Below are 20,131 nucleotides of genomic sequence, written 5' to 3'. Positions count from 1 at the left end.
ATCTATCGCACCAGTAATGGTGCTTTTTTCAAAAAATTCTCTATTGATACAACTTTTTTAATACTTGCAGCGATTAACTGATAAAAGAATTAATGAGTGAGCTGAGTGTTTTTTAATAGCGAAAAACAATTAATAAAAAGAGCACTACAAGGCAATCAAGGTGCTTGGGCATCATTATGTAAACAGCATCACAGTCGAGTATACAACCAGTGCTTAAGGCTCGTGGGTGAGCCGCAAGATGCGCTGGATATAGCACAAGATGTATTTATCAGTATGCACCGTAATTTACATACATTTAATGGTAACTCTCAGTTTTCAACTTGGGTATTTAAAATTACCCATGCAAGGATTGTTGACCATATGCGTAAACGGAAATTCGAATCAATTGAAGGGAAAGAGCCGGAGGTACTTCAAGCTGGACCTGATGCTGGAGTGGCTCAACAGCAGAGTAATCAAGAAATTTATGATGCACTAAAACAGCTTCCTTTTGAGCAACGGATTGTGGTTGAACTAAAGTTTTTCCAGCACTACACATTCGAAGAGATTGCTATGCAACTTGAACTATCGACTAACACGGTAAAGGCGCGACTATATAACGCGCTTAGCAAAATGAAAGGGCAACTAGAGGTGCGTGATCATGGCTAAATTGGATGTTTTGTTTGCAAAGTGGTTAGAGGGAAAGCCAATCACAGAGGATGAATTAGCAGCGCTGCGTAATAACAGTGAATACCGTGACATGCTCCAAGCTGCAACGCAATGGCAGCAACATGCCAAGACGTACCAAGTGCAAACACCACCACCACAACTTACTCAGCAGTCAAATACTGATACTTGGTCCTTGTCGACTGTAGCTGCTTGGTTGGTCGTAGGATTGGGAGTTGCAGGTTTATGGTTACAAAACTTGGGGTTACACGAGCAAATGACTGCGCAACAAAGGCAGTTGGCCAAGCAACAAGAGGTAATTCAGAAGGTCTTATCCCAGTTTGATGAAGTGAAACCGATAGAGCAAGAAGCACTCTCCAGATTAGTGACCCAAGTTGTGGAGCAAAATCGCAAAGAACGAAGTTTAGCAATGAATAACTTGGTTGATCTTATCCAAGCGCAACGTGCGCAAGATCAAGCACTACTTAGATTGCAACTAAATGAACTTGCAGAGCAAGTAGAGCAGACACCAACGCAGAATTTAGCACAGTATCGAGGTAAACCATGAAGTTAATTACATTGTGCCTAGGCGCAGCTGCAACATTATGTGCAAGCTTTGTCCAGGCTGAGTCGCCAAATCCACCTTTACAGCGTGAAGTGGCTATTTTTGAACGTGTACTAACTAGTGCGCTACAGCATGACACACAAGATCAAGTCCGCAGCGTTTCTGGTTACTACCTTCATGACCAAGGAGCAGTGTTTGAATTAGTATTGAAACGTCGACATCGACTAGAGTGGCTATCACATATAGAGAACCTTGACGATGTTGCCGCTATTGGTGAGTTTGAATTACCAGACTTAGACATCGCGATTGCTGAAGTAGAAGTCTCAGAGCCAATTGCTGAGGCTTTCTCTGAAGCTTATGCCGATGTTGCTGATAAAGTAAGAGCGGGTGCTGAAAAAGTAAGAGAAGCTGTTGAGCAAGAAAGAGAAAACCGGATCAGACTCAGAGAACTTGAGCGCGAAAAGGCTGAACTTGAGTTTGCGAAAATGCATGAGCAGGAAGCCGACAGCCAGAAGTTTAGTGAGTCTTTAAAAGAAGTCGAAAAACGTATTGTGCAACTCTCGCATAAAGACACTGAATTAAAAGCCTTAAAAGATAAACTCAAGAGCAGTCTAGAAGCATCTCGAGCGAAAAGGGAAAAGGAAAGAGTACAGCAGCAGCGAGCACTCGAAGAAGCGCTTACGATGAGTTTAGCAACCAGTCTATGTGATTACGGTGCCGGCTTACGCAGCTTGCCTGATGATGAATATATTAGTTTTATCTACAGCGAACCAAATAACACAAATAGCAAACAAATACGTATCTATCCAAAATCATTGATACAGCAATGTGTGACTGGAAAGAAAAGTGCAACAGAGCTACAAGAAGCGGCTGTTAGCTACCGCTTCTAACTAATACCAATTTGACTTAATACTTGCTCAATTTGAAGGAGTATATCTGACGCTAACCGCGTTAAAAATTTTTTATTTAGAACAACTAAATAAAAAATTTTTGCCTTGCCTACAGGACGTAGGTACCTCGGCGTGAGCAGGACGCGGAAGCGGTGTTATCGACAAGATTTTCTCACCTCAAAATAGACCACGTAATTAAGAAAATTGGTATAACCTGAACTTAGAGTTAGAAATAGGCTAATCAACAAAAGTACCTAAGCTTTACAGCGGAATATTACTCTAGCCAAAAAGTATTTCTTAGTGCAAAGCAAATGTCATGATGTGGTTAGGGATAGTGGCTAGAGCATCACCTTTTTGCCGAGTTCAGGTTATCGTCCTGCGCTATATCGGGAACCCTAATAAAAACAGCATGCCAAGAGTAGCGGCATGCTGTTTTTATTAAATATAGTACGTTTCCAACGTACTTTGTCTGAATGGACGTAGACACTTTGGCGATAGCAGGCAGCGATGCTGGTGTTATCGACACGGATTACTCATTGCCGAGTAGACGTCAAATTGAGCAATCTAGTGTTACGCTTGTTCAATATTTTTGGCCGTAGTCAAGTTCGGTAGAAAGAGTAAGTATACCCACACGACCAAGTTAAAATAGGGTAGCAGTCCAAGCCCCGTGAATAACTTTACTGGGTATCCCTTAGCACTAGCATAACGGTAGCACTGATATGCGATGAGCAAGTTTGCAAGTATTAAAAAAAGCGATAATGACAGCATAATTTACCCCTTGAAGTCCATAGCAAGATGTAGCTCAATCCTTTGAATGTCTATATTTTTAAGGTGTTACCTTAAAAATTGATGACATTTTAAACTGATATCTTTAATTATAGTGAACTTTGCAAGAAGTAAAAGTAACCTTTAGTATAAAGTTGTTACTGCTCTGTTTTTAGGGATAAAATAGTTTTTAGGCTGCACTCCAACTGCTCGATGGGAAGTGGCCTCGAGATAAAATAGCCTTGACCATAATCCACACCAATCTCTCTAAGTTTATGAAATATATCTTTATTCTCGACGTATTCAGCTACCGAACACTTGTCTAGTGAGTGACTGATATCGTTTACAGCCTTGACCAAAGCCAAGTCGATAGGATCATTTAACATGTCTCGTACAAAGGAGCCGTCAATCTTAACATGCTGTGCAGGAAGCTGTTTTAGGTAGCTAAAAGTACTAAAGCCTGTTCCAAAATCATCAATAGCAAAATGGCAGCCTAAGTCGTTTAGATTTTTGATCATAGACTGTGTTGCATTTAAATTATTAATACTGGCTGATTCTGTGATCTCGAATATAACGCGATTCGCACTTACCTGATACTCAGTGAGACAGGCTTGAATATGTGGTTGCAGTCTCTCATCTAAGAAAGAGTGTGCAGACAAGTTAATCGCCACTTGGCTGAGCACATCAAACTCTGAAAGTGCCTTGATCGCAGTTCTGATAACGCATTGATCCATTAGAAAAGTATCGTTTAAAAGCTCCAATGCGGGGATAAACTGATTGGGGTACACGATTTCATCATTGATTTTCAACCTGAGTAAGGCTTCGTAATACGCAACTTGTTGCTTTTTGAAGTCCCAAATAGGTTGATAATGAAGTTCTATACTGTCATTTTGTAGCGCTTGTCTGACACTGTGACCCCACTCTAAGCCGATTTGTAGTGTTTGGTTCTGCTCATCTTCTTTGTTGTAACAATGAACTAGATTACGTCCCAGATTTTTTGCAATATAAAGTGCAATATCAGCTTGCTTCAAACACTCATTGGGATCAGCATTGTCACTGTTAATTTGGGTCAAGCCAATCGAGCAACTAATAGAGTAGGCATTATCTTCGAAATGAAACTTATGCTTTTCAATGGCCATACAAATACTTTCCGCATACATATGGGCATCGAGTAAAGCTGTATGTTTGAGTAAAATTGCAAATTCATCACCACCAATACGAAACGTAAGGTGCTGTTCTCCAATTTCATCCCCAAACAGCTCTGACACTTCTTTTAGAACAATATCGCCTTGTTGATGACCTTTGCTGTCATTAATGATTTTAAAGTGATCTAAGTCGATGTAAATCAGGGCATGCTCAATATCATTTGTAGACTTTACTTCATTACACAGTTGATTAAGCTGCTGGTCAAAATAATAGCGATTATGCAAACCTGTCAGTGTATCGTGTAATGCTAAATGTCTGAGTTGCAGCTCTGCTTGTTTACGCTCATGAATGTTATCAAGCGTCGCAGTGATAGCTACGGAACTAGATGTATTTTTGATAAGTTGCAAACGGCACTCCACCCAAATGAGATGACCGTTTTTATGACGTAGCTGTAATTCTATTTGAGCATGCTGTCGCTCACCATTGTGCATTTCTTGCATTACGGTTTGCAGCGTTACTAGTTCCTCTTTGGCGATATAGTCATGTAGTTGGGTATGCAAACTAGACTTTATCCCAAACCCTGACAGGTATTCCCATGCTGGGTTAATAAATCGAATCGCGCCTTCTAAATCAAGTTCAACCACAACCGTTCTTAAATGAAGGAGGATCCTTTGGTGTGCGGAAAACAAATCTTTATAACGATTTTCACTTCTGCTTAGCTGTTCAACCTTATTTGCAAACTCAGCGTAACTCACCATAAAGTCTTCTCGCCGTGCGGCGTGATCACATACTTTACTTAAAAATGGCATATCGTATGGTGCCCGAACAAAGTCGGTCACGCCAAGTAGTAATAGTTGCTCAGCATGATCGGCATCACGTTTGTCAATAATGGTCACAATTGCTTGACTAGGTTTATGTTTTAGAATGCTCTCTACGAGTTCGTCAGCGGAGCCAGAAAGGTTGGTCGTTGTGTCCATTAAGACGATAGCATAGTTACCCTGAAGAAATAGCGATAGGGCACTGTTTGCTGTATTTACATGCGTACAAGAGAAATTATGTGATAGATGCGCACAAATTTTTTCAGCTTTATTTTGGTCCGGTTCAAGGAGTAGTAAGTTGAGCCGGCTACTTTTATCTAGATGTGTCGACAATACGTTTGCCAAGATCTGCGGCAGCATATCTTGTCGCTCAAACGGTAGCACAGCATCTATACTGTAGCTGCGCGCGGTCGTCTCAGCGATACGCTCACAATAAGTTGGCGGAATAAGTACGATAGGCGTACTTTTTGAGGTAGCGAGCAAGCCTGAACGTATCATACGAGAAAAGCGCCAGCCATCAATTTTACCGATGTTGAGGCCGGTAATCACTAAGTCGACGGGTTGAGTTTTTAGTAAACTCAAAGCATCTTGTGAGTCAGATTTAGTAATAATAGTAAAGACATCTAATACGCTGAGCGTTTTAGTTAAAGTTTGCGTTTCGTGAGTACTGGCGTTAACAATGAGCAACGTTAGTTGTCTAGACACAATAAAAAAACCTCACCAGATACTGGCATACGATTACAACGGTTGACGGTATAAAATGTGCGCTAAAAGGCATAAGCTATTGTTTCAACTTAAAGAATAAAGATTGTACAGCACTTTGTGTTTTAACTTCGTAAAATCTTTTAAGTGAACGCCATTTTAGACCCGCTAGGTTAAAGGTATTTACGCAAGGTTACAAGCACTTGATTTCGCTAAAACACCGCACTAGACTTGGCGCAATTTTCGAAATGAGGCTTTTCCATGCGCGTAGCAGACTTTAGTTTTGACCTTCCTGATGAGTTGATTGCAAGACACCCAATGAAGGAGCGTTCTAGCAGTCGTCTTCTTACCTTAAATGGCAATAGTGGTGAAATCGAGCACAAGATTTTTAAAGATATTGTAGCGCTTATTAACCCTGAAGATTTAATCATCTTTAATAACACAAAAGTGATCCCTGCTCGCATGTTTGGGCAAAAAGCCAGTGGTGGAAAATTAGAGGTATTAGTCGAACGTGTCGTTGATGAGCGGACAGTACTCGCTCATGTTAGAGCAAGTAAGTCGCCAAAGCCTGGTACTAAAATTGAACTTGAAGGCCAAGCAACCGCTGAAATGGTTCAGCGTCATGGTGAGTTATTTGAGTTAAGGTTTGAAGGCGAAGAAAACGTGTTGGCGATTTTAGATAAAATTGGCCATATGCCTTTACCACCATACATAGACAGACCTGATGATGATGAAGACAAAGAGCGTTATCAAACTGTCTATGGAGAGAAGCCAGGCGCTGTTGCAGCGCCAACAGCTGGACTGCACTTTGACGATGAGTTGATGGCCAAGCTAAAGGATAAAGGCGTTGAGATGGCTTTTGTGACTTTACATGTTGGTGCAGGTACATTTCAGCCTGTGCGAGTAGATTCGGTGGAAGAGCATGTCATGCACTCAGAATACATCGAAGTCTCAGAAGAAGTTGTTCAGGCGATTAAAGCGGCGAAAGCGAGAGGAGGGAGAGTTATAGCGGTAGGGACTACGTCAGTGCGCTCACTTGAATCTGCCGCAAAAGCGAATGGCGGCGAGATTGCTCCGCTTTACGGCGATACCGATATTTTCATTTACCCGGGTTACCGCTTTAATGTGGTTGATGCCATGGTGACTAACTTCCATTTGCCAGAATCGACATTAATCATGCTAGTGAGTGCATTTGCAGGACAAGAACATATTATGAATGCCTACCAAACTGCAATCGCAAAGCAATACCGCTTTTTCAGTTACGGTGATGCTATGTTCTTGCAAAAGCAAGATATGTAATTTACACCATACAACTATTAAAATGCCCAGTATTGCTGGGCATTTTGCTTTTTCTGACTGTAAAGTTGTCGGCGTGATATAGACTTTGGGTTTTTTATCCCAATATTAGAATTGAGCCGTTAATCTTGGTAGAATCGGAAGATCACCGCCCTGAATATGGGGTTAGCATGTTTTTTAATCAATGTTGGACTGTTTTTCTGACAACGAGGTAACAATGAAATTTGAATTAGATCGCAAACAAGGCAAAGCTCGCCGAGGTCGCTTAATCTTCGACCGTGGTGTAGTAGAAACTCCTGCGTTTATGCCGGTTGGCACTTATGGCACAGTAAAAGGCATGACCCCAGACGAGCTTAAAGAAACGGGCGCGCATATCTGTTTAGGCAATACCTTCCACTTGATGCTACGCCCAGGCACGGAGATCATCAAACAGCACGGTGATCTGCATGATTTTATGAACTGGGATAAGCCTATCTTGACTGATTCTGGCGGCTTTCAAGTATTTAGCCTAGGTGCGATGCGTAAAATTTCTGAAGAAGGTGTGCTATTCAAATCTCCTGTTAATGGTGAAAAGATTATGCTGTCGCCAGAAAAAGCGATGGAGGTGCAGCGTGACTTAGGCTCAGATATCGTCATGATTTTTGATGAATGCACCCCATATCCAGCAACAGAGAAAGAAGCTAAAGATTCAATGGAGCTGAGCTTACGCTGGGCAAAGCGCTCTAAAGAAGCACATGGTGATAACCCGTCAGCGTTGTTTGGTATTATTCAAGGCGGTATGTATCCTGAGCTTCGTGCTGAGTCGCAAAAGGGCTTAGAAGAAATAGGTTTTGATGGCTATGCACTAGGTGGTTTATCTGTTGGTGAGCCAAAAGAGGACATGATCAATATTCTTGATCAATGTGCATATAAAATGCCTGAGCAAAAACCACGCTACTTGATGGGCGTGGGCAAACCAGAAGATTTGGTTGAGGCAGTGCGCCGTGGTATTGACATGTTTGATTGTGTAATGCCAACGCGTAACGCTCGTAATGGTCACTTATTTGTGACCGGTGGTGTGGTGAAAATCCGTAATGCAGCACACAAAACGGATACCAGCCCATTGGATGCAGAGTGTGATTGCCACACTTGTCAGAATTACTCTCGAGCGTACTTACATCACTTAGATAAGTGTAATGAAATTTTAGGCGCTCGACTCAATACCATCCACAACTTACGTTATTATCAACGTTTGATGGAAGGAATGAGAAACGCCTTGTCAGAAGGTACATTTGACGAATTTGTCGAAGACTTTTATGCGCGCCGTGGCATACCGGTGCCAGAGTTGGCTGACGTTGGTTTGACAGAAAATAATTAATTTTATAAACGAGGAAGTGAAATGAGCTTTTTTATCTCAAGCGCGCATGCTAGCAGTGCAGCGGCTGCACCAGCAGGTGGCGGTATGGAAATGCTAATCATGTTAGGTATTTTTGGTCTGGTATTTTATTTTTTAATTTACCGTCCACAAGCTAAACGTGTTAAAGAGCACAAAGACCTAATGGGCGCATTAGGCAAAGGTGACGAAGTACTAACTCAAGGTGGACTTGTGGGGAAAATCACAAAGGTAGCCGATGATAAGGATTTTGTTGTAATCGCACTAAACGACCAAGCTGAAGTGACAGTGCAAAAATCAGCGATTTCAGCAGTACTTCCTAAAGGTACAATGAAGTCTCTATAAGAAAAACAATAAAGGGATAGTCCAGTGTTAAACAAGTATCCAATGTGGAAGTACTTACTTGTTCTCGCTGTGTTAGCTATCGGTATTCTTTATGCCACACCTAACCTGTATGGTCGCGATCCGGCCATCCAGGTATCTGGCACAAAAGGAGCGGATGCGACACTCAGCGTATTAGATCAAGTCAACGAAACCCTGCAAAAGAATAACCTTGGCGTGAAATCTTCTGTGCTTGAAGATGGCCAAATCCTTGTCCGCTTCAAAAACGTTGAAGATCAGCTTAAAGCGCAAGATATTCTGCGCAATACTCTAAGTGAAGACTACATTTCCGCTATTAATATGTCCCCTGCACAACCTGAGTGGTTAAAAGACTTAGGTGCAAATCCAATGAAACTTGGTCTTGATTTAAGTGGTGGTGTTCACTTCACAATGGAAGTGGATATGGTCACAGCGATGGACAATGCACTAGAGCAAATGGAGCAAGACTTTAAGAGCGACTTGCGAGAGGAAAAGCTACGCTATCGCACTGTTAGACGAGTATCTAATAGTGAACGTGTGCAAGTAACTATGCGTTCTGAAGAAGACAAAGATGCGGCATTAAGTTTCTTGCGAAAGCGCTATCCTGGTAATGACTTTATCAATGACAGCAGTGACAGCCTTGCTTTCTTCTCAAGCCTTAGCGATCTCAAGTACAAAGAGCTTCGTGAATATGCGATTAAGCAGAACGAAACGATTATTCGTAACCGTATCAACCAACTAGGTGTTGCTGAACCAAACGTACAACGTCAGGGCGGTGAACGTATTATCGTACAATTGCCAGGTGTTCAAGATACAGCTCGTGCAAAAGAGATTCTTGGTGCGACGGCGACACTGGAGTTTCGTGAAGTAGACGAAAATGCCGATGTTCGCGCAGCTGCACAAGGTCGAGTGCCACCAGGCACAGAAGTTATTCTGCATAAAGATGGCTACCCTGTGGTGCTTAAAAAGCGCGTTATTCTTGAGGGTACTCACATCACAGGTGCGCAATCTGGAATGGATGAATATCAGCGCCCACAGGTTAATATCAAGCTAGATAGTAAAGGTGGCGCAAAGATGAACGCCTTTACAAAACGTGCCATTGGTAAACGTATGGCGACGGTTTTCATCGAATACAAGCCATCAGGCAAGAAAGACGAAAATGGCAAAGCGTTACCACCTATCAAAGTCGAAGAGGTGATTAACGTGGCGACGATTCAAGCGCGTTTAAATAGCTCTTTTCGTATTACTGGGATTGATAGTCCGGCAGAGGCACATAACCTAAGCTTACTACTTCGCGCAGGTGCGTTGGTAGCGCCAATTCAAATTGTTGAAGAGCGTACTGTAGGTCCGAGCCTTGGTCAGGAGAACATTGAAGCTGGTATGACGGCGGTTGTTCTTGGTTTTGCGTTTGTTCTTGCCTTTATGTTGCTGTACTACAAAGGTTTTGGTCTGGTAGCAAACCTAGCGCTTGCTGCTAACCTAATTATGATTGTGGGCGTAATGTCGATGATCCCAGGTGCCACACTTACGCTGCCAGGTATTGCCGGTATCGTATTAACAGTTGGTATGGCTGTTGATGCTAACGTTCTGATTTTTGAGCGTATTCGTGAGGAATTAGCAGAAGGGCGCAGCCCGCAACAAGCGGTACACCATGGTTATGATAGCGCATTTAGTACAATCTTCGATGCCAATATCACGACACTCATCGCGGCGGTGATCCTATTCTCTGTTGGTACAGGTCCAATTGCAGGTTTTGCGGTAACGTTAGCTATCGGTATTATCACCTCAATGTTTACAGCGATTGTTGGTACGCGTGCGGTAATCAACGCTACGATCGGTGGTAAACGTATTAACAAGCTATCAATCTAGGAGACGGACATGCAATTATTGAATTTAAAAAGCACTATCCGTTTTATGTCGGCAAGAAAGCTATCAATGGCTTTCTCGGCGTTATTGATTTTAGCGTCAATCGGCTCGTTTATGGTCAAAGGATTAAACTTTGGTTTAGACTTTACCGGCGGTACCGCGGTTGAAGTTGGCTTCTCACAACCGGCTGATTTAGCCAAGGTGCGTAGCGTGTTGGCCGAAAATGGTTTTGCTGATGCCTCGGTACAGTTGTTCGGGTCTAGCCAAGAAGTGCTGGTACGTCTAGCGCCAAGAGGCGATGATGTTAAGGCTGAAGTACTTGGTAATCAATTGATAGCTGCACTTAAACAAGCAGATGAAAGCGTTATTATGCGTCGTATTGAGTTTGTCGGGCCAAGCGTGGGTGAAGATCTTAAAGAGCAGGGCGGTTTGGCGATGCTAACCGCGCTTATCTGTATCTTAATCTATGTTGCTTTTCGATTTGAATGGCGTTTTGCTGTAGGTGCTGTGGCAGCACTTTTCCACGATGTTGTCTTAACGATGGGATTATTTTCCATTCTTGGTCTTGAGTTTGACTTAACAATTTTAGCAGCGATACTCGCCGTAATAGGATACTCCTTGAACGATACAATCGTTGTGTCAGACCGTATTCGTGAAAACTTCCGCAAAGTCCGAATTGATGACACATTAGAGATTATTAATATCTCTTTGACGCAGACACTTAACCGTACATTAGTCACCTCAATCACGACGATTCTCGTGTTGGTAGCACTATTTGTTTGGGGTGGTCAAACCATTCATGGTTTTGCCACCGCCCTGTTATTTGGTGTTTTCATCGGTACTTACTCATCAGTTTATGTTGCCAGTTCTGTTGCAGTTGCAATGGGTGTGAGCAAAGAAGACTTGATCCCAGTAGAAGTTGAAAAAGAAGGTGCGGATTTAGACGCCATGCCTTAACTACTGACTATGGAGTAAATAACCTGAGCTGCGGATAACTAATGCCTTTCTAGCAGCCAGTTTTAGCGCTAACTGCGTTGAATTCACTTCCAATAGCCAGCTGTTGGTTCGTAAGTTCGCCTGGCCTACAGGATGTAGGTACCTTAGCGAGAGCAGGACGCGGGAGCGGTGTTTTCTCTAAAACTCTCTGGCTAGACAAGGAGAAAGCTAAGTTGTGGCTTAGCAACAGTGAGTTGGAACACTCCTTATCCAAACCTCAGGTTAAATATCAAAAGCGGCTAACTTAGCCGCTTTTTTGTTAGCATATAATTGTTTCTAAAAAATTACATTGTTGTATAATGATAATCGTTATCAATAAAGGAGATTATCATGTACAAACTCATGATGGCAGTTAGTGTATTAGCCTTAGTTACAGCATGCTCAGAGCAGCCTCAGCCAGAGCAAAAAGCAGCGCCTGCCGTGCAGGAAGCGACTGACTCGCTAAGTATGTATAAAACGCAAGCCGAGGCACTATTAGCCAATATTCGTGTAGAGAAAGAAGATAAAGCCTTAGAGGCTCAGTCAGCAGAGTTGGTGAATTTATCACGCACTCTATTGAACGAATTCGTCGCTAAGTATCCTCAATGTCAGACCTATCTTGATGCTTTAGACAAGGCAGCAGATATCATCCCAACATTACCTTTGGAAGAAATTGAAAGTGGTTATCATGCGGATGGTAAGTTACCAAAATTCGACGACCCAGTTTGTTACCATGCCAAAGATCTATTAGTTCACCCTGCGACAGTTCAAGCGATAGCTATGAATGGCTTTAAAGGGCCTGAAGATTATAAAAGCGCAGAGATGGAAATTGTTGAAGTAATAGCGCATTTTGATCAAGTTGAAAGAGCACTGAAGTAAGCGACACTACCTTGTCTTAATACTCACCCAATTTAAAGGTGAAGTAAATTCAACTTTAAATTGGGTACATTTCACCCGATTGACATGTAACTGTCATACACAGTTGCTACCGTGCGCGATTATGTTTTTACAGTGAGCCTGATCCTGTGAAGTCTTCGCGCACGATACTACTCAATACAATAATAAAAGAAAAAGCGATATCTACACTTTTTCAGCCCATCTATGATCTTGCGAGGTGTCAAATTTTAGGATTTGAAGCGCTAAGCCGTGGTATTCCGGGTTCATCACTGGAGTCTCCAGATAAATTGTTTGCAATCGCAAGTCAGCAAGAGCGATTATCTGAGCTAGAAATTATCTGTCGTGATAGTGCGATTAAGCAGTTCGTGTCGCACAACTTACCCGGTAAATTATTTTTAAATGTTAGTCCCAAAGCGTTACTAGATCCTTCCCACCCCAAAGGTGAAACACGTCACCTCACGGAAATTTACGGGCTTGACCCAAAACGTGTTGTAATTGAAGTCACAGAACAAGATAAAGTAGATGATGCACATTTGTTGCTATCCACTATTACACATTATCGAGAGCTTGGATTTCAAATTGCAATTGACGATTTGGGAGCTGGGTATTCGGGACTAAGAAAGTGGTCAGAGCTATGTCCTGATTACGTTAAGGTCGATCGGTATTTTATCGATCATTGCGATCAGAGTGTAGTGAAAAGAGAGTTCTTGAAGTCGATAATAGAGTTGGCAAAAGCCACCAGCACTAAAGTGATTGCAGAGGGAATTGAGCGAGCTGAAGAACTAAAGCTAATTGAACAGTTGGGTATTGTTAATGCACAGGGCTTTTTACTTGCTAAACCTGAAATGAAACCGCCTACTGAGCTTGAGGTGTTTAAGTCACTACACTCAGATCCGTCGGCTGTACCTGGGCGGTTCGAGCAGTCTATGGCTATCGGTTGGCTGGCCAAAGATATTAATGCTATCCATGAGTGTACACAATGTATTGATGCACATAGGTTATTTGAGCAAGATCGAAACTTGGCTAGCATCGCGGTTGTGAACGATGTGAGAGAGCCGATAGGGTTGCTACATCGAGATCAATTAACAGAAGTTTTTGCAGCACCTTATGGTCACGCGCTATTTGACAAAAAGTCAGTGATTAAATTAATGGACAAGCAGCCTTTGGTGGTTGATGAACAGCAAGAGCTTGACTCCGTCAGTAAGCAAATTACCGATCACGAATTTGATATTCGTCGCCATATTATTATCACCAGAAATGGCTGTTATCTTGGCTTAGCGCCGCTTAGAGACATACTAAAGCACATTACTGAGGAAAAAATACGTCATGCTCAGCATGCTAATCCATTAACCATGCTACCTGGTAACGTCGCGATTAACGAAGCGATAGAACAAAGACTGCGTTCGAATCATGACTTTTCTTTGGCTTATATTGATTTAAACCATTTTAAACAGTTTAACGATTTATATGGGTACGCCAGCGGTGACAGTGTCATTAAGCTTTTAGCTGAGGTGACCATGGATGTTTGTGCCCACAGCCCAAGTTTTGTAGGTCACATAGGGGGGGATGATTTTATGGTGGTATTTGATAATCATGATGCGCAAGCACTATGTCATGAGATTATTGCTGAGTTTGAAACTAAATCCACAGCTTTTTTTACCCCTGAGCATGTCAACGCGGGAGGCTATTGGGCAACAAACCGCGAAGGACAAAAGCAGTTTGTACCATTATTGACTTTATCAATCGGTTTAGTGCGTCCAGATCTACAGCACTGCTTTAACTCCCATCAAGTGGCGGCATTGGCAACTGATGCAAAAAAAGAAGCTAAACGATACCGAAACAGTTACTTATTCGTTTGTAATCGACGCAAACCCACTGTGTCGACGGTTCGGCTCGAAAATGCAGGGTAATAATAGCGTAAGCATACGACGACTTCATAATACTCTTTATCTTTGATAACAAAACGTTATACAAGGGAAAAATATCACTGAAGAAGTAGCAAACTTAGTGCTTTGCTACTCCTAACAGGTGTCTAGCGCTTTTTACGCAGACTGGGGAGGGCGTAGTCATATTCTTCTTTGTAGGTAATTGCGGCTAAAATAAGCAGTATTAGACAATTAGCACTGTAAATTAAGTACCCGCTAACATCAAAACTATAAAAGAAAATGGTCATTTCGACGCCTTTGGCATTTCTAAAATAATTTTCAATTAAGGCTGCGAAGCTCATAAAAACATTAAAAATCGCCAGCCAAGGCATAATTGCATCGGCAAAGGTGTAGCGTGTTTTTAATTTTGGGAACAGCTTTTTGGTGATCTCGACACGATAAGTCAATGGAAAAACTACCATTAACGCAATTAAAAAGTGAGTTCCAAAAATAAGAGTATTCTGAAGGAGCCGTTGGTCTTTGTCTGAAGAGTCTAAACTAATCAAACCAGACGAAAAAACCGCAGTTTCTAGGGTAAAGGGAACAACTGCTAACAGGGAGAGTGCGCAAATATTAACGTCTTTTAATCGAGCCCCTAAAATAAAGACTGTTAAGACAATAAGCACATAAATAATGTAGAAGTGAAAACGAATGTCATATAAGACTAAGAGACCTACTGCTACAATTGCATAAGGTATCAGTAGGTCTCCTAATGAGAAATTTTTCTTCATAGCACCACACTAGTCTTTGCTAGTTTCTTTTTGTGCGTTAGGGTCGGTTGGTTCGTAAATACCGCCACCAGAAACCTTTTTGCATTCTTTCAAATTTAGCTTTTGCATTACATAGTCCTTATTGAATTTACTTGACGTGCAAGCAATCAAAGTGTTTGAGGTTGATACTCTAATTGCGCTAAACGCAATTTCGGAAAGTCGCCCAGACTACTTAACCGACAATTCCGACCAGTACAAACTTAACACCAAATAAACACAAGGTGAATGAAAAATTAAAGATTTTTTTTAAGTAATAGCCTTGATAAATCAGAATTTGAGCTAGTTTATTAAAAAAAATAATAAATTCATATTGTTATATTCTGAATTTTGCGACCTCAATTTCTAAATTGCTAGAAAGCGCTTTAATGGTATCAGTTGCTTTGTGGGCTTTTTCTGAAACGCTAGCAGTTTGAGATGCAGTATCTGATATTGTGACGACTCGCTGCGCCGTATCTTCACCTGCACTGAGCTGTTCTTGCGCGGCTTGTGCTATTTGATGACTCATATGTAAAATAGATTTTAAAGAATCGGCGACTTGAACTAGTGCTTTAGAAGCATCAGAAGACATGCTAACGGTCTTTTCACTGGTTGCAATACTAAGGTTTACCGAGGCTTTTGCATCTTGTGTTGCGCTTTGCAGCTTGGTGATCATATTGCGAATTTCTTCGGTACTGGTTTGTGTTCGTTGTGCAAGCTGTCTGACCTCATCAGCAACTACGGCAAAGCCTCGCCCTTGTTCACCCGCTCTTGCAGCCTCTATGGCAGCGTTTAGTGCCAGCAAATTAGTTTGTTCAGCAATGGATTGAATAACGGTTAGGACGTTCGCTATATTTGATACTTCTTCGTCGAGTACTTGGATGTTATTACCAGCGCTGTCAATTTGCTGCTCTAATAATGCAATCTCTTGCGCGGCTTGAGCTGTGAGTTTATCCGCTGCATTTCCTTGGCGTTCAGCCTCTTGTACTGAGCCTGCTGCTTGTTGAGCATGTTCAACAACGGCTTGAGCTGATGCAGTAAGCTCAGTAATTGCAGAAGCAACCATTTGCGTTTCTGAACTGAGGCTATGGGTGAGCTGCTCCAATTGAATTGAACGTGATTCACTGTCTGACGTTTGCGTCTGCAATGCGCAACTTGCTTGTTTTAACCCTTCAACGACTCCCTTTAGGCCGTCTTGCATGTAAGCCATTGCGGCTAAAATACTATAGTCTTTACAGCTAGCGGTATTAATAGGGGTGGTGAGGTTTCCTCTAGAAACATGCTTTACAATGGTCAATACATCGTTTATTTCTGCCCCCAACTTATGACTCAAAGACAAACCAAACCGTGCTAGCGCCGTGGTCAGTATAATTGCCACTACTAAAGACAATGCAACTAACCAGATAGCAGTATCCCAATAGCGTTCATTGACTTCTTTGTAACTTATTCCGGTGCCAACATACCAGCCAAACCGAGGTGTTTTCTGAACTACTGAGGTAAGATCGACAATTTCACCGTCCCGTAATGATGTCCAATGATAAGTAATGATCTGATCAACCTCATTACCCACCAGGCGCTTGACCATATCACCTATGCTCTTTCCTGAAGCATCCCTAAAATCGTTAAAGCTAGTGCTATGAAGCTGAGGATCATGGGGGGTTGCAACAAAATCCATTTTTTCATTAACAACATAAACGTATTCAGAGTCGTGATATTTGTTCTCTCGTAGGACCTGAATTGCCATTTTTTTGGCTTGTTGTTCGGTCAATATGTTCTGTTGTGCAAAATGTTCAAATTGTTTCACTATGTTAACCGTACTTTTCATCAGCTGATTGATGCGAGCAATATTATCGCTCTCACTGGCATGGCGTAGTGCTTGAAGACCAACAAAGGCGACGGCAAGCAAAGAAACAAATATTGCCGCTGCAAAGGTAATTATTTTTGCTCTAAGTGTGAAATTGGAAAACACAGGATAGCCCCCTAAAAATACTCTATTAAATGATTTAGCATGTTTAGGGGGAAGTTGTAAGTGGGTTAATGTGCTATACGGACTATTTCGAGATGATATTTACTCATACACCGGAAATTTGAGAGTTAATTTGCATTAATTATGCTAATTTCCTCATCGGTGAGTGGGCGGTATTCACCCTCTGCAAGCGTTGGATCAAGTGCGATACCAGCTATATTTTCCCGATGTAGTTCAACAACTTGATTACCTACAGCGGCAAGCATTCGCTTAACCTGGTGGTATTTTCCTTCACAAATAGACAAGCGTAATGCGTATTTATCTATTTGCTCTGTTTTTGCCGGTAACGTAGCTTGTTTTTCGCCATGAAGTTCAACACCTTGCTCGAGCTGGATCAAAGCTGTGTCGGTCAATTCATCACGACTTTCTAAAACATAAGTTTTAAACTTTTGCTTTTTAGGGGAGGTAATTTGATGTGACCAATCTCCATCGTTGGTGAGCAATACTAAACCAGTTGTGTCGATATCTAACCTACCTGCCACATGAAAATCTTTTAAGTTAGGCTCATCGAGCAAGTCAAAGACTGTTGGGTGTAACTCATCGCTATTTGCACATACATAGCCCTTAGGCTTATTGAGCATAAAATAGCGTAAACCAAGGTACTGTAGGTGAACACCTGCAAACGTTATATGATCTGCTAAGGTAACTTGGATATCGCCTTTTTTGACGACGTTACCATTGACGGTAACTAGACCTTTTTTAATATTGATTTTGACCTTACTGCGAGGCATTTCAGCAACATGGCTCAAAAACTTCTCTAACCTACATGGAAATTTCATAGTTAAATAGCTCGAATAATAAATTAGTTTTTGCGATAGATTTCAGGTAATAAATCGTAACAATGTACGCTCAGCGCAAACTGTTTGGATACTTTAGCTTGCAACAGTGTTAACGCCCCTTCGGTAAGCGCCTGCTTTTGCTCTATTGTTCTACCCGCCATTAAATGGATCTGTAAATGAATAAATCCTTGTTTGCCATCACCTAGTTGAAAATGCTCGAATGACATTGCACGTGTTTTAACAGAAGCTGGATCGAAAAGACCACACGCACAAGCGAATTGCTGTACTTGTGATACTAAGGCTTCGGTTTCTATTGGTAAATTATCCGAATGTTCGAGAATAAAGTGAGGCATGTGAAACTCCATGTTTTTGCATTAGTCGTAGAGTTTATGCTATTTATCTGGGGTTATTCCACAAAAGAGTGAATTATTAGCATGCTGTCCTTATTTAAATTCTCCCCGTTACTCAGTGAAGAAGAAACTCAGTGGTTGGTCGATACCTTTATTTGGGCATTTGAACACTTTGATGGAGAATACTTTTTAAGCGACACGCAGATTATTACACCGACCCCACACTTTTTCCCCGACCCTGTTTCGAGTATTGAAGAAATGGCTGTTGTTGTTTTTTCCCGAGTAAAGTCATATGCAGGTTTACAAAAATGGCCAATTCATCTGGTATCGCCAGCACAAATGCAAACGACGCATATGGCAAAATTGCAGGTAGCTGGGCGGTGGCGTGGTGATCAAGCTGTCATTTCAGAGGCTTCAACTCCGATAGCGGTGTCTTATAATCCGAATCAAATTAATCAGCCACAGGATCTTGTTGCGAGCCTAGCTGGGGTGCTAGCAAAGGTACTGATTTTACAGCGGGGAGTATTACCGCCGGGAGGGCAGGAACAGCTGGATGCTGCAAGTGATGTGCTTGCCGGTTTTTTTGGTTTTGGCGTGATGGTTTCTAATACGGTGTATCACTTTAGGGGAGGGTGTGGCTCTTGTTATAATCAGTACGCAAATCGTCAGGCAGCACTGACTGAGCAGCAAAGCATATTCGTCCACGCCTTGGTATGCCATTTTAAAGGTGCAAAGGATGGTCATAAACATCTCAAACCACATTTGGTCGGCCAGTTTAAAAAAGCCAAGAAGCAAATTAAGATGATGATGGATAGCTCTGAGCGTATAGACTTACTTGCTTTACAGGAACATGTTCATGCCCGCTTATCTTGATGAATTTATCATAATCGCGCTTGCTCACTTTTTTGCAGTAGCAAGCCCTGGTCCTGATTTTGCGATAGTGCTCAAGCAAAGTGTACAGCAAGGTAGAGCAAATGCGCTTTGGACAAGTTTTGGGGTTGGCTTGGGTATTTTAGTACATGTCAGTTATTGCTTATTGGGCGTAGCGTTACTGCTATCTCAATCTGAAACCTTGTTCACAGCAGTAAAATATATAGCCGCGCTATATCTGGCTTATCTTGGTGTCCAAGCGTTGCGATATGCAAAACCCAGTTCAGAGCACGAAAATATGACTGAGCACACTGTTACTGAGTCTAATTGGAGTGCGTTGAAGCGTGGCTTTTTAGTTAATGCGCTGAACCCAAAGGCGACGCTGTTCTTTTTATCGCTTTTTACTTTGGTCATAGAGCCAAGTACTCCAAGTAGTGTGCAGCTGTTTTATGGCATATACATGGCGTTGGCAACTTGGTTATGGTTCTCTTTACTGGCTGTTATTTTATCAAAAAAAAATGTCAGGCACTTTTTTCAGCTAGCTGGACATTGGTTTGATCGCGGGATCGGTGTGATCATGTTATTACTCGCAATAAGGCTGGTGGTGTAATGAATGGCAAAAACATAATTAATTTTAGCTTTGGTTCGAATATGTCCACGGCTCGGTTATTATCACGATTGCCTGAAGCTGAGCTATTGGGAACTGGCGTGCTAAACGGGTATCGGTTGACCTTTGATATGTTAAGTACAGATGGCTCAGCAAAGTGCAATATCGTGCCATGCTCAGGACTTAACAGTCGAGTTTATGGGGTGTTATACACGCTGAACCTGCAAGAGAAACGACGTTTGGATGAAATTGAAGGCGAGCGCTATGACTGCCGCAGTGTACCTGTCGTAATGCAAAATGGTAGCGTTGTGGAGGCTTGGTGCTACATTGCCAATACCTTTATTGATGATGAGTTGCCTTTTGATTGGTATGTTCAGCACGTACTTGAAGGGAGCAAAGAACATCACTTTCCATCTGAATATCAAAACGTTATATTACAGCAGCCCCATAGGATTGATGAAAATAAAGATAGACAAAAACAAGAGTTAGCGATTTATCAGTCACGCTGCGATTAATATAAAGTTCACGCTCGCA

Annotated in this window: 19 protein-coding genes; 13 read left to right on the top strand and 6 right to left on the bottom strand. The window is 42.0% G+C overall.

Annotated features, from left to right (window positions below; all coding sequences use genetic code 11):
* Window positions 1-105: 105 nt before the first annotated feature.
* The 3 genes from F9Y84_RS22145 to F9Y84_RS09455 are packed head-to-tail and all read left to right on the top strand — an operon-like array spanning window position 106 to window position 2,097.
* The gene (locus tag F9Y84_RS22145; RefSeq protein WP_125252133.1) at window positions 106-645 is read left to right on the top strand and encodes an RNA polymerase sigma factor; all 540 of its coding nucleotides are present in this window, start codon (window positions 106-108) and stop codon (window positions 643-645) included.
* Window positions 638-1,210 (top strand): hypothetical protein, encoded by a 573-nt coding sequence (locus F9Y84_RS09460; RefSeq protein WP_125252132.1) that lies wholly within the window; start codon window positions 638-640, stop codon window positions 1,208-1,210. Before F9Y84_RS22145 ends, F9Y84_RS09460 begins: the two co-directional genes overlap by 8 nt.
* Window positions 1,207-2,097, top strand: a complete 891-nt coding sequence (locus F9Y84_RS09455) for a hypothetical protein (RefSeq protein WP_147390848.1) — start codon at window positions 1,207-1,209, stop codon at window positions 2,095-2,097. The genes F9Y84_RS09460 and F9Y84_RS09455 overlap by 4 nt, the downstream gene beginning before the upstream one ends.
* 570 nt (window positions 2,098-2,667) lie before the next feature.
* On the opposite strand, the gene F9Y84_RS22135 is transcribed toward F9Y84_RS09455, so the two are convergent.
* Both F9Y84_RS22135 and F9Y84_RS09445 read right to left on the bottom strand, forming a co-directional pair.
* A complete protein-coding gene (locus tag F9Y84_RS22135; RefSeq protein WP_125252130.1) occupies window positions 2,668-2,865 on the bottom strand; it encodes a hypothetical protein in 198 nt (65 codons plus the stop codon).
* 155 nt (window positions 2,866-3,020) lie between these two features.
* Window positions 3,021-5,531 carry a GGDEF/EAL domain-containing response regulator gene (locus F9Y84_RS09445; protein WP_147389918.1) on the bottom strand — a complete coding sequence of 837 codons (2,511 nt, stop codon included), beginning with the start codon at window positions 5,529-5,531 and terminating at the stop codon, window positions 3,021-3,023.
* Window positions 5,532-5,789: 258 nt separating this feature from the next.
* Here F9Y84_RS09445 and queA point away from each other — a divergent pair, with 258 nt between their 5' ends.
* From queA to F9Y84_RS09410, 7 genes are all read left to right on the top strand, one after another.
* Window positions 5,790-6,827, top strand: a complete 1,038-nt coding sequence (queA, locus tag F9Y84_RS09440) for a tRNA preQ1(34) S-adenosylmethionine ribosyltransferase-isomerase QueA (protein ID WP_147389917.1) — start codon at window positions 5,790-5,792, stop codon at window positions 6,825-6,827.
* A 214-nt stretch (window positions 6,828-7,041) separates the two neighbouring features.
* The gene (gene tgt / locus F9Y84_RS09435) at window positions 7,042-8,181 is read left to right on the top strand and encodes a tRNA guanosine(34) transglycosylase Tgt (protein WP_125252127.1); all 1,140 of its coding nucleotides are present in this window, start codon (window positions 7,042-7,044) and stop codon (window positions 8,179-8,181) included.
* Window positions 8,182-8,202: 21 nt separating this feature from the next.
* Window positions 8,203-8,541 (top strand): preprotein translocase subunit YajC, encoded by a 339-nt coding sequence (gene yajC, locus F9Y84_RS09430; protein ID WP_125252126.1) that lies wholly within the window; start codon window positions 8,203-8,205, stop codon window positions 8,539-8,541.
* Between the two features lie 24 nt (window positions 8,542-8,565).
* Window positions 8,566-10,425 (top strand): protein translocase subunit SecD, encoded by a 1,860-nt coding sequence (gene secD, locus F9Y84_RS09425; RefSeq protein WP_128731168.1) that lies wholly within the window; start codon window positions 8,566-8,568, stop codon window positions 10,423-10,425.
* A gap of 9 nt (window positions 10,426-10,434) precedes the next feature.
* Window positions 10,435-11,379 carry a protein translocase subunit SecF gene (gene secF / locus F9Y84_RS09420; protein WP_125252124.1) on the top strand — a complete coding sequence of 315 codons (945 nt, stop codon included), beginning with the start codon at window positions 10,435-10,437 and terminating at the stop codon, window positions 11,377-11,379.
* A gap of 369 nt (window positions 11,380-11,748) precedes the next feature.
* Window positions 11,749-12,276: a hypothetical protein gene (locus tag F9Y84_RS09415; RefSeq protein WP_128731169.1), complete on the top strand. Its 528-nt coding sequence runs from the start codon at window positions 11,749-11,751 to the stop codon at window positions 12,274-12,276.
* Between the two features lie 146 nt (window positions 12,277-12,422).
* On the top strand, window positions 12,423-14,204 hold the full coding sequence (locus tag F9Y84_RS09410) for a bifunctional diguanylate cyclase/phosphodiesterase (RefSeq protein ID WP_147389916.1): 1,782 nt from the start codon (window positions 12,423-12,425) through the stop codon (window positions 14,202-14,204).
* 122 nt (window positions 14,205-14,326) lie between these two features.
* Here the strand turns inward: F9Y84_RS09410 and F9Y84_RS09405 are convergent, their stop codons facing one another.
* The 4 genes from F9Y84_RS09405 to F9Y84_RS09390 form a co-directional block, all read right to left on the bottom strand.
* A complete protein-coding gene (locus tag F9Y84_RS09405) occupies window positions 14,327-14,950 on the bottom strand; it encodes a hypothetical protein (protein WP_225740673.1) in 624 nt (207 codons plus the stop codon).
* A 352-nt stretch (window positions 14,951-15,302) separates the two neighbouring features.
* Window positions 15,303-16,934, bottom strand: coding sequence for a methyl-accepting chemotaxis protein (locus tag F9Y84_RS09400; protein ID WP_147389915.1), 1,632 nt, complete (start codon window positions 16,932-16,934; stop codon window positions 15,303-15,305).
* A 125-nt stretch (window positions 16,935-17,059) separates the two neighbouring features.
* Window positions 17,060-17,770 (bottom strand): 16S rRNA pseudouridine(516) synthase RsuA, encoded by a 711-nt coding sequence (rsuA, locus tag F9Y84_RS09395; protein ID WP_167508257.1) that lies wholly within the window; start codon window positions 17,768-17,770, stop codon window positions 17,060-17,062.
* 23 nt (window positions 17,771-17,793) lie between these two features.
* Window positions 17,794-18,123, bottom strand: a complete 330-nt coding sequence (locus F9Y84_RS09390) for a 5-carboxymethyl-2-hydroxymuconate Delta-isomerase (RefSeq protein WP_125252120.1) — start codon at window positions 18,121-18,123, stop codon at window positions 17,794-17,796.
* Between the two features lie 81 nt (window positions 18,124-18,204).
* Here F9Y84_RS09390 and F9Y84_RS09385 point away from each other — a divergent pair, with 81 nt between their 5' ends.
* Genes F9Y84_RS09385 through F9Y84_RS09375 form a run of 3 tightly spaced genes read left to right on the top strand, consistent with a single transcriptional unit; the run spans window position 18,205 to window position 20,112 of the window.
* Window positions 18,205-18,993 (top strand): hypothetical protein, encoded by a 789-nt coding sequence (locus tag F9Y84_RS09385; protein ID WP_147389914.1) that lies wholly within the window; start codon window positions 18,205-18,207, stop codon window positions 18,991-18,993.
* Complete coding sequence (locus F9Y84_RS09380) at window positions 18,977-19,600, top strand: LysE family translocator (RefSeq protein WP_128731173.1); 624 nt, start codon at window positions 18,977-18,979, stop codon at window positions 19,598-19,600. The genes F9Y84_RS09385 and F9Y84_RS09380 overlap by 17 nt, the downstream gene beginning before the upstream one ends.
* Window positions 19,600-20,112, top strand: coding sequence for a gamma-glutamylcyclotransferase family protein (locus F9Y84_RS09375; RefSeq protein WP_147389913.1), 513 nt, complete (start codon window positions 19,600-19,602; stop codon window positions 20,110-20,112). The genes F9Y84_RS09380 and F9Y84_RS09375 overlap by 1 nt, the downstream gene beginning before the upstream one ends.
* Window positions 20,113-20,131 lie beyond the last annotated feature (19 nt).

It is taken from the genome of Pseudoalteromonas peptidolytica (genome assembly GCF_012641745.1).
In the GTDB taxonomy this organism is placed as follows: Bacteria; Pseudomonadota; Gammaproteobacteria; order Enterobacterales; family Alteromonadaceae; genus Pseudoalteromonas; species Pseudoalteromonas peptidolytica.
The sequence above is the reverse complement of the archived record's forward strand: the minus strand, read 5'-3'. Positions and strand labels throughout refer to the sequence as shown.